We start from the raw sequence: 12580 nt of genomic DNA, 5'->3' as shown, positions 1-12580 counted from the left end.
CTCCGGCTGAAAAGAAAGGGACCGAGACATTGCCACGATTCCGCTTCTCCCCAGCGGGGAGAAGATGCCGGCAGGCAGATGAGGGGGTAAGCGGCAAGGCCGCGAATGCTCGTAGCGCAAGCGAAGAGCAACATGAATGGTGTGCCGTGCGGCCCCCTCATCCGACCCTTCGGGCCACCGACCGGGGTCGAGCCGCGGGTCTCGACCCGTCCTTCGGACCCCCGCTGGGGAGAAGAGGGAGCCAGCCCAAATGCCCAGAGAACATACCTTATTCAGCCACTCCGATCGAAGCGAGATAGGCAGCAGAGGCCGGGATCTTCGACTTGTCCTTGATCTCGATGATGAGGCGCGGGTTGCTTTCGAGCTTGGCAAGGGCTGCGAAGACTGCATGCCAGCGGATCGTACCTTCGCCGAGGCTCCAGTGGCGGTCGGCATATCCGTCGGCATCCTGCAGGTGGACATGCTGCAGGCGATTGCCGGCGGCCTTGACGTAGTAATCGACCGGCGGCGCACCGGTATAGCCGTGAGCATAATGGGCGTGGCCGGTATCGATCGAGACGGCGACGGCAGGCGATTGGAAGCTTTCGGCGAGCGCCACGCGAATATGCGGATCCTTGTCCTCGATATTCTCGATCACCATGGTGCAGCCGATATCCTCGGCGCGCCTGACGGCATCGCGCAGGGTCATGTGCGTGCGCTCGGCCAGGGCTTCGCGGGCGCCGGCATTGTCGTCGAGATTGTTGTAGGACCAGGAGGTGTAAGGGCTGTGGATGACCATATGGGTCGCGCCGATGGCGGCGCAGACATCGAGGCCCTGCAGCAGGCGCCGGGTGACGATGGCGCGGATATCCGGATCTTCCGAAGCGATGGTGAAGCCCCAGAACGGGCCATGAATGCCGAGGCGGCCGCCATGACCGTCGAGAAGCCGCCTGGTGCGGGCGGCAAGCGGCGCCCAGTCGCCGTTCAGAACCTCGGCATCGACGAAGCTCTGCAATTCGAGATCGCGGGACTTTTCGAAGAGCCAATCACGGTGAAGTTCGACTTCATCGAGCGTCATGGCGGCGCCGACGACGGGAAGAGAGGACATGGATGCGCTCCATCAATGTGAATGATCAATGTGAATGCCGGGACGGCGTGGAAGGACGGCCCCAAGAACGGCCGCCGCGTTCTATGCGCCCCTTCTGTGTCGGCGGTATTACAGGCGCCGAGCCTATCGACCCCTCCGGCCTCAATCATTTCCGCATAGCTGATGCGGCATTGGCGGGCCTTGCGGAAACGCCCCGAAGTACCGATATCGGCCCCGACAGTCTCGTGACGCAGTGGCGCGCGAGCGGCGTTGAATCCCCGGCAACGGAGCCGTTTGTTCAGCGCTTCGGCTGATAAAACGCGCTTCTTTGAAAGAGCTCGGCGATGTTACCCCCAACAACAGGGCGGGTTGTCAAAGGCGTCGTAAAGGTCTAACGGCTGCGCCCGCAAGAAAAAGCCCATAAGAAGAAGCCCTGTAAGAAAAAGAAAGAGACATGATGTCCAACTCATTTGTGAAAATTCCTGCGAGCGACGAGGCAAAGCGGTTTTTCGTCCTCGGCGACCGGGTCGAGCGGCGGCTTAGAATCAGCGGAACCTGGCTCAATCTCTTCGATGTCACCGTGCCATCAGGCAGCCGGACGCCGAAACATGCGCATGCGAGCCCCGAAGTGTTCCGCATCATCGAGGGACGCCTGACGATCTGGCGCCTGAGCGACAGCGGCCCCGAAGAGATCGAGGCCAGCGCCGGCGACATCGTCACCATCCCGCCCTTCATGGTGCACGGCTATGCCAACCGCGGAACCGTCCCCGTGGTCTTTTCTGCAGTCGTCGATCGGGGCATGGCCGAGTTCATCGAAGCGGAAGGCGCAACCGAGCCGCCGAAGACCAGCCCTTCGGCGGAAACCATCGCCCGCATGACGGCGGCTGCCAACGCCTACGGGATCACCATCCTCGCGGCGTGACGGCGCGAGTGCGTGGTAGCGCGTGGTGTCGCTTTTCGGACGACATCATGCGTTCCTTCGTCGCTTCTGCTAGGCATTTGGCGGGAGCGATTTCAATCGGCTCACCAGTTCATCCAAAGCGGCGTCGACCGTTTTCGAAGCCGTATCGATGACGATTGCATCGCGCCATTCGTCATAGGCTCTTTCGGAAGTCTCTTGCCATGTCGGCTTCACCAGACCTTCGACGTCAGTGAGGCGCGTTTCGACACGGTTGCGGTGCTCGGCTTTGTCCGAGCAAACGACCTCGACCTCCGCCGCCGTCACCCCAGCGGCTTGCGCGACCGAAAGCCACGCCGACCGGGTTATCCGAAGCGAGTTGACGGAGTCGGCAATGACAGTCCTGCCAAGGGTCAGATTGTCTCCGGCGATACCGTAAGCCACGATATAGCCTGCGGGGCCGGCGTCATCGGCTATTCCGGAGGCACGGATTGCCTGCTCAATGGTATCGACGCGCACATGGACCGCATTCAACCGCTCAGCCAAGGCGCGGGCAATCGTCGTCTTTCCACTGCCAGGCAGACCACCGAAGATAATGAGCATCGTGACCTCGTCGTTTTTGGAGAGGCTCCACGAGAACGTCAGAGCAGCTCGCGGTCAGCGCAATACTTCACCATTAAGGCCCGGTTCGCAATTCCTTAGTCAGCGCCGGGTTTTCACCACCGGCTTCAACGACGCTCCACCCGAGCGCGCCGTAGAATCCCACGGCGTCTCGCGCCGCATTCACAACCAATCTCTCGACCCCGTGTTGTGATGCGAATTTTTCGAGGCCGGTCATGAGCATCCGCCCGTACCCTTTTCCCTGGCATTCCGCCCTGATCGCGACGGTTCGCACACACGCCGCAGCATCGTCCATCAGATCGAGGCGAGCCGCACCCACTGGAGTATTTTCGAGCAAAAGCAGCAAAGGGAAATGCCCATCCCTTCGATCATCGGGATGGTTCGCATCATAGCCAATCAACCCGCGGGCCTCGAAAAGGACAGCGCGGCGGATGTCGTGGTAGGCGCTCCAGTGTTCATCCGCAGACACTTGGACGACCATCCAGGCGTCTTCGCCCTCGTCATTCGGAAATCTAGGCTCGTTCATCGATGGCCTCGTCGATGCTCGTGGACAACCGGCCGGTAAAATCGGTGACGGCCTCACGGCTCGATAACAGGAATTTCGGACCGGAAAAGACCGAAAACAATCGCGCGTGCGTCTCGAAGGAATTCCAGTTGTTCGTTCTACTTCTGTATTCGGCCACCCAGTTCAACAGGCCATCGAACTGGGTTTGGGACTCGCCGCCCTGGATGCCTCGCTCCTTGATGTTGGCGATGCATTCCTCCTCCGGCAGATCAATCCAGACCAGGATCGTCGTGCGGCTGAGGACCATGTTCGCCAGCTGCCCGTAAACGCCCTCCATGACCCAGACATCGCGTTCGGCCGCTGTCTTGACCATCTCATCCCTCAACGCCCTGTCGCGAGCGATGCCATAGCGCCCCGGCTCCCAATGCATGTCATCAAGGTGGACAACCGGATGGTGAAGCTGCTCACCGATACGACAGGCGAGCCATGTTTTGCCTGCGCCGCCATTGCCCATGATGAGCATGCGGTCAAAGGCGATTGGCGGATCGGGAAACGTCATCGGCAACTCCGAGGACTTTGCGCTGATGCTGGTTTTGCGTGACCTTAGCGCGAGGTATTGAATGCGTTCAAATCAAAATTGAGCGCGTCTTATCCTTGCAGCTCTGTCCGCTGGAGGAAAACAATGTCTGCCGCCTTCGATGACGCGTGTGGAGAGTCTAGAACTCTTCCCAGTTGCCCTCGGTCGAAGCCGGTGCGGCTGAGGTGCCGAAGGCGGCTGCGAGCTTGCCGCCGAGTGCGCGGGCCGGCGACGGAGCGGGCCTGGCATGATCGGTGGCCGAGGCGGGAACCGGTCTGCGCGCCGCAAGCGTCGCCGCGACCGGGCGTGCCAACGGCCTGGCAGTCGTCCGCGCGGCAGGAGCCGCGTTGGCCGCCCGGCCGAGATTGAACTGTGCCAGACGCTCCGAAAGGGCAGACACCTCCGTCACCAGCGTGTGCGAGGCGGCATTCGATTCCTCGACCATTGCGGCGTTCTTCTGGGTCGACTGATCCATCTGGTTGACCGCCGTGTTGATCTCCAAGAGACCGGTCGACTGTTCGCGGGCGGCCTGGACGACCGCCTGGACATTGCTGTTGATCTGCTGGACTTCGGCAACGATCGCCTGCAGCGCCTTGCCGGTCTGACCGACGAGATCGACGCCACGCTTGACCTGGTCGCCGGACGAGGTGATCAACGCCTTGATCTCCTTGGCGGCGGTGGCCGAGCGCTGCGCCAGTTCACGCACTTCCTGTGCGACGACGGCGAAGCCCTTGCCGGCCTCCCCTGCACGTGCTGCCTCGACGCCTGCATTGAGGGCCAGCAGGTTCGTCTGGAAGGCAATATCGTCGATCACGCCGATGATGTTGGAGATCGACTGCGAGGATTGTTCGATGCCGGTCATGGCATCGACGGCATTGCGCACGACCTCTCCGGATTTTTCCGCACCTTGCTTTGTGCGGCTGACAAGCGTGCCCGCTTCCTCGGCGCGAAGGGTGGAGTCCTTGACAGAGGTGGTGATCTGCTCTAGCGCGGCGGCAGTCTCCTCGACGGAAGCGGCCTGCTGTTCGGTGCGGCGGGCGAGATCGTCGGCGCCAGAGCGGATTTCTTCCGAACCGGCCTGGATGACGGCGGCGTTTTCGGAGAAGGAAATCAGGGCTGCCTGGAGCTTTTCGACAGACGCATTGAAATCGACGCGGATTTCGTCAAGCGAGTCGGCAAACGGCTTTTCCAGCCGGATGGTCATGTCTCCGTTGGAAAGGCTGGCCAGTCCGTTGCCGAGTTCGCTGACCGCGAACTTGATCGAATCCTCGCGGGCGGCATGATGAACGGAACGTTCCTGCCGTTCAATCTCTTCGCGGGCCCGGGAGGTTTCCGCATCGGCCTCGAGCTTGATCTTCTGGCGATTGCTTTCCAGCAGGATGGCGAGGGAGCGTGAGAGGTCGCCGATTTCGTCCTTGGCATTCTTGTCGCTCAATTGCACGTCGAGCTGGCCATGGGCGATGCGATCGGTCTCGGCGATCACGCCCTCTATGCGGCGGATGAATTTGCGGGCGATGAGCCAGCCCGCGAGACCGAGCAGCAGTGCCGCGATGGCGGTGATCGCAACGGCGCTCCAGGCCATGTTGTTGAGCTGGGCAAAGACGGTGGATTTGGGCACCGAGACAACGGCGTACCAGTTCAGGTCAGTCGTCAGCTTTACCGGATAGGCGACCGAGAAATAGGTCTGGCCGTCCCGGCCTGCGATCTCCTGCGCGACGCCGGGCTTGGCGATCAACTGATCCCAACCGGCCGTCAAATCACCGCCGTCCTTGATGTTCTTGCCTGCGAGCTCGGCGGAGGGATGGCTGATGATGCTGCCAGCGCCCGTCACGAGGCTGAGATAGCCGGTCTCCATCGGGTGAACTGCCGAGATCGCCTTGTTGGCGTCGTCGAGCGAAATATCCATGCCGGCGACGCCAAGCGCTTTGCCGTCGACCATGATCGGCTTGGCGACCGAGGTCATCAGCACGTCCTTGCCGTCGACCGCGTAAACATAAGGTTCGATGACCACGGCCTTTTTCTGGGTAAAGGGCAGCTGGTAGTAATCGCCGGCGCCCGATACGGCATAGTCGACCAGCGGCGTGTGCTGGATCTTGTCGCCACTGCGCACCCAGTAAGGCACGTAGCGGCCGGTCGTGTCGTGGCCTTCCTTGCCGACGAAATCCTTGTCCTTGCCGTCAAAGGCATTCGGTTCCCAGCCGGTCCAAACACCGAGCGCCATCGGATTATCCTGCAGCATGTTCTTCAGCAGGTCGTCGGCGGCAGCACGATTGGCGTTTCCGCCGTCCTTCATCGTCGACAGCGACGTTTCCAACGTATTGACGATGCCGAGTGCCACGCTCATGGATTTCTCGACGTTGAGTGCGTTGGTGGCGGCGATCTGGAGCATCTGATCGAGGCTCGATTTGCGCATATCGTTGTAGGCGATGTAAAAAAGAACGCCCGATGCCGCGATCGTGGCGATGACACCGCAGGCCGCCACCGAAAAAATGTTGCGTCCGGTCGCCGATTTGAACTGCATGCGCTTAACCTCCTCAAGCGGGCAGGTCGTCGATCGCGCACCGATCTATTCCGTCCCGGCTTCCCCCGACCGAGAACTGATTTCAGGACGTGGCTGCACGGCGCGGAAATCGTTCGCAATTTAAAGAAGATACGGAGCGGCTGTTAATTTACGGTGTATTGGGCCACTTTTACCAGGGCTGATCGCAGCGCCTTTTTTAAGACGCGCAAACGCGGTGCGGCTGCCGTTGGCGAAACTGTCACATCAAGACGCTATAAGGATTTTTGCCCGGCGCCTCTTGCGTCGGCCCTGTTTCACCGTCAAAATTGCGACATGCCTGACAGCGACCCATCCAGTACAAGCTCCGCCCCTTCCAACCGGGATCTCCCGGCCGAGGAAGCAGGCGACCATTGTAGACGGTGCGATGACCTCCGCCTCGCCTCAAGCATATCACGGCTCCCGCAGAGAGCAGCCGCTTTCCACATCATCGAGAATGACGGGCGGCCACATGCCGGCCTGCTTGTACCGACGGCATATGACTTTCACTTCAGAGGAGCGGTCCGCCATGACGACGACCGCCTTTGATCATTGATGGTTTTTCGACTGGATTTCGACCCTCCCGCATGGGTCGGCGTTGTCACTCACGGAATTCTGAAGACTGATGGAACCTACACCGATGTAACACGATGATAGAAAGACGATAGGCGATGCGTCTATAGTATCGTCCCTTCGAATGCCTCGCCGCGTTGCCTGATGAATGCGGTATGACAACCTCAACGAATAGGGTCCCTGTGTTTCTGGAAATTGGAATTGTGGCGTTTCTCACCATCCTGAATGGTGTACTCGCCATGTCGGAGCTGGCCGTTGTGTATTCTCGAACAGCTCGCCTAAAGGTTCTCTCCGACAATGGAAGCAAGGGTGCAGCTCAAGCGATCAAACTTGCCGAAAACCCTGGTCGTTTTCTCTCTACGGTGCAGATCGGCATCACGCTGGTCGGCGTTCTATCCGGCGCTTTCTCAGGGGCCACGCTCGGCGGGCGCCTGAGCGGATGGCTGGAAGCCCAGGGAATGTCATCGACGGCCGCTGATGCCATTGGCGTAGGTTCAGTCGTCGTGGCAATCACATATCTTTCGTTGATCGTCGGCGAACTTGTTCCAAAGCAGATCGCATTGCGGGAACCCGAAGCGGTTGCGGCCAAGGTCGCACCAGCTATGGCGGTCCTTTCAAAAATTGCGCTGCCACTCGTGTGGCTTCTAAACGCCTCCGGAAATCTTGTGCTCAAGCTCCTGGGCCAAACAGGAAAAGGTGGCGACAATGTCTCTGACGCAGAGATCAAAACTGTTCTGGCCGAGGCGCAGTCGGCTGGAGTTATCGAAAGTGAAGAGTCCGCGATGATATCAGGTGTCATGCGGCTTGCGGACCGCACCGCCCGAGCGCTTATGACGCCCCGGCGGGACGTTGAAATTATCGATATCGACGACAGCCTTGATGAAATTCGGACCCAGTTGCACAGGACGAAGCGGTCGCGGTTGCCGGTTCGAAAAGGCAGTTCGGACGAGGTGATCGGCATCCTTCCAGTCAAGGACTTCTACGACGCGATGTCCGAACACGGCAGTGCCGACATTACGGCTCTGACGCAAGACGTCCCGGTGGTTTCAGACCTTTCAACTGCCATCAATGTGATTGAAGCCATCAGGAAATCGCCCGTTCACATGGTGCTGGTTTTCGACGAGTACGGCCACTTCGAGGGGGTTGTCTCGTCGGGTGACATTTTGGAAGCAATCATGGGGGCTCTCCAGGAGGGGCCGGTCGATGAACAGGCCATCGCTCGTCGAGACGACGGCTCTTACCTCGTGTCGGGCTGGACGCCAATTGACGAGTTCGCTGAATTCCTAAACCTCAAGCTCGATGGCGACTTGGAATATCAGACTGTCGCCGGCCTGGTGTTGGAAGAGTTGAAACATCTGCCGGAATTGGGCGAGAGCTTCACAAGAGATGGATGGCGCTTCGAAGTCGTCGATCTCGACGGGAGGCGCGTGGACAAAATACTTGTGTCGGCTGAGTGAAGCTCGGCAGGTGCCTTCGTCGCCGGCGACGTCGCCGATGGTCGTCAATCTCGACGGCCGCAACATCGACAAGATCCGCATCCACCACATGGACGATGTGGCCTGACAGCAGGAGTGAACGCCATGGCATGGTCCGCCAATCAATATGTAAAATTCGAGGATGAGCGCACGCGACCGGCGCGCGACCTGTTGGCACAGGTGCCGCTGCAAAAGATTCGTCATGCCATCGATCTCGGCTGCGGCCCGGGCAATTCGACCGAGCTGATCATCGAGCGCTATGGGGCGGACGGCGTCTCCGGCGTCGACAGCGACATGAACATGCTGGAGGCAGCCCGCAAGCGGCTTCCTGCCACTGCTTTCGTCGAGGCCGATCTCTCCCGCTGGCAGCCGGACGAACCCACCGACCTTTTGTTTGCCAATGCCGTCTTCCAATGGCTGCCTGATCATCTCGATATTTTCGACCGGCTGATGGACGGGCTTTCCGAAGGCGGCGTGCTGGCCGTGCAGATGCCCGACAATCTCGGCGAACCCTCGCATCTGGCGATGGAGGAGACCGCCCATGCCGGCCCGTGGAAATCCGCCTTCGAGGCGAAGAGCGTGCGCCGCAAGCCGCTGCCGCCGCCGTCCACCTATTACAGCCGGCTGATCGCCAAAGCCGCGCGCGTCGATATCTGGCACACCGTCTACAATCATCCGATGGCGGATGCTGCAGCGATCGTCGAATGGGTGAAGGGAACTGGACTGATGCCCTATCTCGCCCATGCCGGCGAAGAGCATCGCGAGGCATTCCTGGCCGATTACCTGGAGCGGTTGGAAAAGGCCTATCCGAAGATGTCGGACGGGCGAGTGCTGCTCAGGTTTCCGAGGATCTTCATGGTGGCGGTGAAAGGGTAATCGACCGCGCCCGGCATGCTGGGTCGTGTCGATGGCTGCCCCTCACACCCTAACCTACCGTGTGGCTTGCCCCTCACCCTAACCTTGCCGGGGTCGAGCCACTCGTCTCGACCCGTCCTCCGGACCCCCGTAAACGGGGCGAGGGGACGTGCCCTGCGAGAGGCTGGCGGGAACGGAGACGTTGCGGCATGTCCCTTCGCCCCGTTTACGGGGAGAAGGTGCCGGCAGGCGGATGAGGGGCGGGCGGCCGCAGGCGCCGGAGGATGTCAAATGCCTGTTATCCCTCGCCTGCATATGTTGCGGCAAAGCTGGCGCGCATTATAGTCGGCCGGAAAATCCAAGGAGATGACACATGGACGCTGCCCCTACCCCGCCGGTCACCCTCGTCATCTTCGGCGCCACGGGAGACCTGACGCGCCGCCTGCTGGTGCCGGCGATCATCAATCTGACGCGCAGCCGCCTGGTCGGCGAGGATCTCCACATTCTCGGCATCGGCATCGAACCTGGTGACGACGAATTCCTGCGCGGGCGGCTCGACCAATTCCTCAATCATCTGAGCGGCGAAGAGCCGACGGTGAAGGACGAAGCCTGGCAAAGCCTGCGCCGGCGCATTTCCTATACGTCCGGGGATTTCACCAAGGACGATATTTTCGTCGAGATCGGCAAGCGGCTGGGGCCGCATGCCAATGCCGCCTTCTATCTCGCGGTGCCGCCATCCTTCTTCGGGACGATCGTCGAGAAGCTTGCCGCCCATGGGTTGACCGATGAAAGCGACGGCGTCTTCCGCCGCGTCGCGATCGAAAAACCGTTCGGCACCGATCTCGCCTCGGCGCAGGCGCTCAATGCACAGATCCTCGCGCAAGTCGGGGAAAGCCAAGTCTACCGGCTCGACCATTTCCTTGGCAAGGAAACCGTGCAGAACCTGATGACGGCGCGTTTCGCCAATATGATAATCGAGTCCTTGTGGAACAGCCGCTACATCGACCATGTGCAGATCACCGCCGCCGAAATCGTCGATGTCGGCAGCCGCGGCAAATTCTACGATGCAACCGGCGCGCTGCGCGACATGGTGCCGAACCATCTCTTCCAGTTGCTGGCGATGATCGCCATGGAGCCGCCGAACAGCTTCGATGCCGAAGCGATCCGCAACGAAAAGAGCAAGGTGCTGAAGGCGCTGCGCGTCTATACACCTGAGGAGGCCAAGACGCATGGCGTGCGCGGCGCCTATGCTGCAGGCCCGCTCAATGGGGCTCAGCTTCCCGCCTATCGCGACACCAAGGACGTTTCGCCCGATAGCAGGACCGAGACCTTCGTGGCACTGAAGCTCTATGCCGATACCTGGCGCTGGGCCGGCGTGCCCTTCTATCTCAGGACCGGCAAGGCGCTGACGGCACGCGACACCGAGATCGTCATCACCTTCCAGCCGGTTCCCTTCGCGCAGTTTCGCGAGACCGACGTCAAGCGCCGCCTGCCGCCGAACCGGCTGGTGATCCAGGTGCAGCCCGACGAGGGCATGAGCATGGAAATCTCGATCAAATCGCCGGGGCTTTCCGTCGATACCGTGCCGGTCTCGCTCGATTTCCGCTATTCCGACAAATTCGATATTGCCAAGACGACCGGCTATGAATCACTGCTCTACGATCTCTTCATCGGCGACCAGACTCTGTTCCAGCGCGCCGACGGCATCGAGGCCGGCTGGGCGGCGGTGCAACCCTTCCTCGATATCTGGGCCAAGGATCAGAGCGTGCCTGACGCCTACACGCCGGGCAGCATGGGACCGGCCTCAGCCGACGAACTGATCCAGCGCGACAGGCGGCAGTGGCATGAACTCGGCGTCGTGCTGCACAAAAACGACAAATAGCCGGTCCTGATTGCTGATCTGGGCCTATCCCGTCAGCGGCAGGCGTCGCCTAGCGTACCGTCGCGCTCTGCCGCGCGGTACTGACGCGTTCCGGGCCGCGGGCAGACGGTCCGATCGGACGGAATGACGACGGTGATATCACCGGTTTCGACTGGATCGAGCGGAATCATCAGTCCGCCATTGGATTCCGCCCCCGGCACCGTGCCGGGCGGCATGCCGCCGAAGCGGCCGCTAGAATCCATATCAGCAAGGGCCTGGGAGAAAGCCGGAGCGGCGAAGCCGAGGAGAATGATCGAGGCTGCTGCAAGAAACATACGCATGATGCTATTTCCTATGGTTTCAGCGATGCGACAGAAACAGCAGGACGACCTCATTGTTCCCCTCGGAAGCTGGGGCGGACGATCAAAGTTTGGCGATCGGAATATGGCGCCTCAGAGCGGGCGATCTCAGGCTCAATCGCGCCAGCACGACAGCAGCCTGTCGAGACCTGTCGGATAGAGATCGATGCCGGCGTCCCGCAGCCTGTCGCGGCCGAACCAGCGCTCTGTCGCCGCCGTCTCGTCGAGTTCGCAGTAGCGGATTTCATCGCACTCATAGAGCGACGCATCGGCCAGTTCGATATCGGCAGCGAAGATGTATTCGTGACCGATTGCGCCATGATGCTCGTAGATGTTTTCAAGCAGATGCCAGGGGCCGACGATGCGGATATCGGTCTCGAGTTCCTCCCTGAATTCGCGGTGCAGGGCCTGCTCACGGCTCTCGCCGAATTCGATCGCACCGCCGAGCGGGCGAACGCCCTTGATGCGGCCGCTGTCATCCTCCACTTCGGCGGCAAGCAGCTGGTCTTTCCGCCAGGCGAGGCCGATCACCTTCACCCTGATCTGCTGCGATGGGCGCCAGACGGTCACGAGCTCTCCTTCCATAGGGACAGCGCTTGCTTTTCATCCCGGTGTGGCGAGAACAATGAGCCCCGCAACAAAGCGAGGCTCCTGCCGATCCCTCGTCTCAGACGAACTGGCTGAGGCCCGGGACGGAAGCGACGACCTCGTCGACGACCTCTTCGCCGGCATATTGCTTGGCGATCGCGATGGTTTCCTTGGCAAGCGAGGTGATTTCGCCCATGCCGAGGCCCTCGCCCATCAGCTGCTGGCCAAGCCCCATGATGCCGCCGCCGCCGAGCGAGCTCATCAGCCCGCCGAGCAGACCGCCGCCGCCGGCACCTGCGCCATTGAACTGGGCGACGAGATCGGCACCGCCGGGGATCGCTTCGATCATCTTGGCAACCGGGCCATCGGCGGCCTCGCGCTGCAGGAAACCGAGCATCATGCCGAGCGCCTTTTCGGCCAGATCAGGCGCAATACCCACGCGATCGGCGATCTGGGTCACAATTTCATTCATCGTCAGCCTCCTGTTTTTTTGACGTTAACGTCAACGTTAATCGAGATTCGACCGCAACTCAAGCCGGCCCCTCCCCGGGCCGCACTTTGTCCGGTTTTGCTTTCAATGCAAACAGTTGTCCGCATCCATCTCCCTGCTTATAACAGGGAAACGATGGTTCGATGAAGGCGGCAGAAGCCGCCTTCTCATACAAA

At 60.8% G+C, this 12580-nt stretch carries 13 protein-coding genes; 5 read left to right on the top strand and 8 right to left on the bottom strand.

What is annotated here, in order from left to right; all coding sequences use genetic code 11:
• Positions 1 to 268: 268 nt before the first annotated feature.
• Positions 269 to 1087: a sugar phosphate isomerase/epimerase family protein gene (locus tag GR198_RS26645; protein ID WP_029874288.1), complete on the bottom strand. Its 819-nt coding sequence runs from the start codon at positions 1085 to 1087 to the stop codon at positions 269 to 271.
• A 2-nt stretch (positions 1088 to 1089) separates the two neighbouring features.
• On the opposite strand from GR198_RS26645, the gene GR198_RS26640 reads away from it, so the two are divergent.
• Together GR198_RS26640 and GR198_RS26635 are read left to right on the top strand one after the other, a co-directional pair.
• Entirely contained in the window at positions 1090 to 1380 is a 291-nt protein-coding gene (locus tag GR198_RS26640) for a hypothetical protein (RefSeq protein WP_164054736.1), read from the top strand.
• 140 nt (positions 1381 to 1520) lie between these two features.
• Positions 1521 to 1988 carry a cupin domain-containing protein gene (locus tag GR198_RS26635; protein ID WP_164054827.1) on the top strand — a complete coding sequence of 156 codons (468 nt, stop codon included), beginning with the start codon at positions 1521 to 1523 and terminating at the stop codon, positions 1986 to 1988.
• Between the two features lie 69 nt (positions 1989 to 2057).
• On the opposite strand, the gene GR198_RS26630 is transcribed toward GR198_RS26635, so the two are convergent.
• From GR198_RS26630 to GR198_RS26615, 4 genes are all read right to left on the bottom strand, one after another.
• Positions 2058 to 2567 (bottom strand): AAA family ATPase, encoded by a 510-nt coding sequence (locus GR198_RS26630; protein WP_164054826.1) that lies wholly within the window; start codon positions 2565 to 2567, stop codon positions 2058 to 2060.
• A 73-nt stretch (positions 2568 to 2640) separates the two neighbouring features.
• A complete protein-coding gene (locus GR198_RS26625) occupies positions 2641 to 3111 on the bottom strand; it encodes a GNAT family N-acetyltransferase (protein WP_164069785.1) in 471 nt (156 codons plus the stop codon).
• Complete coding sequence (locus GR198_RS26620) at positions 3098 to 3649, bottom strand: AAA family ATPase (RefSeq protein WP_164069784.1); 552 nt, start codon at positions 3647 to 3649, stop codon at positions 3098 to 3100. Before GR198_RS26620 ends, GR198_RS26625 begins: the two co-directional genes overlap by 14 nt.
• Before the next feature lie 157 nt (positions 3650 to 3806).
• Positions 3807 to 6188 (bottom strand): methyl-accepting chemotaxis protein, encoded by a 2382-nt coding sequence (locus GR198_RS26615; RefSeq protein WP_164069783.1) that lies wholly within the window; start codon positions 6186 to 6188, stop codon positions 3807 to 3809.
• A gap of 770 nt (positions 6189 to 6958) precedes the next feature.
• Between GR198_RS26615 and GR198_RS26610 the strand changes: the two genes are divergently transcribed.
• The 3 genes from GR198_RS26610 to zwf all read left to right on the top strand — a co-directional run bounded on the left by GR198_RS26610 (position 6959) and on the right by zwf (position 10988).
• Positions 6959 to 8233, top strand: a complete 1275-nt coding sequence (locus tag GR198_RS26610; protein WP_029874296.1) for a hemolysin family protein — start codon at positions 6959 to 6961, stop codon at positions 8231 to 8233.
• Positions 8234 to 8356: 123 nt separating this feature from the next.
• Positions 8357 to 9127 carry a trans-aconitate 2-methyltransferase gene (gene tam, locus GR198_RS26605; RefSeq protein WP_164069782.1) on the top strand — a complete coding sequence of 257 codons (771 nt, stop codon included), beginning with the start codon at positions 8357 to 8359 and terminating at the stop codon, positions 9125 to 9127.
• 352 nt (positions 9128 to 9479) lie between these two features.
• The gene (gene zwf, locus GR198_RS26600) at positions 9480 to 10988 is read left to right on the top strand and encodes a glucose-6-phosphate dehydrogenase (RefSeq protein ID WP_164069781.1); all 1509 of its coding nucleotides are present in this window, start codon (positions 9480 to 9482) and stop codon (positions 10986 to 10988) included.
• Positions 10989 to 11020: 32 nt separating this feature from the next.
• On the opposite strand, the gene GR198_RS26595 is transcribed toward zwf, so the two are convergent.
• The 3 genes from GR198_RS26595 to GR198_RS26585 all read right to left on the bottom strand — a co-directional run bounded on the left by GR198_RS26595 (position 11021) and on the right by GR198_RS26585 (position 12386).
• Positions 11021 to 11362 carry a hypothetical protein gene (locus GR198_RS26595; protein WP_050573696.1) on the bottom strand — a complete coding sequence of 114 codons (342 nt, stop codon included), beginning with the start codon at positions 11360 to 11362 and terminating at the stop codon, positions 11021 to 11023.
• Positions 11363 to 11440: 78 nt separating this feature from the next.
• Entirely contained in the window at positions 11441 to 11896 is a 456-nt protein-coding gene (locus tag GR198_RS26590; RefSeq protein WP_164069780.1) for an NUDIX hydrolase, read from the bottom strand.
• Positions 11897 to 11993: 97 nt separating this feature from the next.
• A complete protein-coding gene (locus tag GR198_RS26585) occupies positions 11994 to 12386 on the bottom strand; it encodes a hypothetical protein (RefSeq protein ID WP_003546502.1) in 393 nt (130 codons plus the stop codon).
• Between the last annotated feature and the right edge of the window lie 194 nt (positions 12387 to 12580).

The sequence above is a fragment of the Rhizobium leguminosarum genome, from assembly GCF_010668065.1.
Taxonomy (GTDB): Bacteria; Pseudomonadota; Alphaproteobacteria; order Rhizobiales; family Rhizobiaceae; genus Rhizobium; species Rhizobium leguminosarum_S.
Note: the sequence above shows the minus strand (reverse complement) of the source record. Positions and strands in the feature narration are given on the sequence as shown.

Coding starts and splice junctions, on each gene's coding strand:
- GR198_RS26645 (WP_029874288.1), bottom strand. CDS start 1,087: ATGTCCTCTCTTCCCGTCGTCGGCGCCGCCATGACGCTCGATGAAGTC.
- GR198_RS26640 (WP_164054736.1), top strand. CDS start 1,090: ATGCGCTCCATCAATGTGAATGATCAATGTGAATGCCGGGACGGCGTG.
- GR198_RS26635 (WP_164054827.1), top strand. CDS start 1,521: ATGATGTCCAACTCATTTGTGAAAATTCCTGCGAGCGACGAGGCAAAG.
- GR198_RS26630 (WP_164054826.1), bottom strand. CDS start 2,567: ATGCTCATTATCTTCGGTGGTCTGCCTGGCAGTGGAAAGACGACGATT.
- GR198_RS26625 (WP_164069785.1), bottom strand. CDS start 3,111: ATGAACGAGCCTAGATTTCCGAATGACGAGGGCGAAGACGCCTGGATG.
- GR198_RS26620 (WP_164069784.1), bottom strand. CDS start 3,649: ATGACGTTTCCCGATCCGCCAATCGCCTTTGACCGCATGCTCATCATG.
- GR198_RS26615 (WP_164069783.1), bottom strand. CDS start 6,188: ATGCAGTTCAAATCGGCGACCGGACGCAACATTTTTTCGGTGGCGGCC.
- tam (WP_164069782.1), top strand. CDS start 8,357: ATGGCATGGTCCGCCAATCAATATGTAAAATTCGAGGATGAGCGCACG.
- zwf (WP_164069781.1), top strand. CDS start 9,480: ATGGACGCTGCCCCTACCCCGCCGGTCACCCTCGTCATCTTCGGCGCC.
- GR198_RS26595 (WP_050573696.1), bottom strand. CDS start 11,362: ATGAGGTCGTCCTGCTGTTTCTGTCGCATCGCTGAAACCATAGGAAAT.
- GR198_RS26585 (WP_003546502.1), bottom strand. CDS start 12,386: ATGAATGAAATTGTGACCCAGATCGCCGATCGCGTGGGTATTGCGCCT.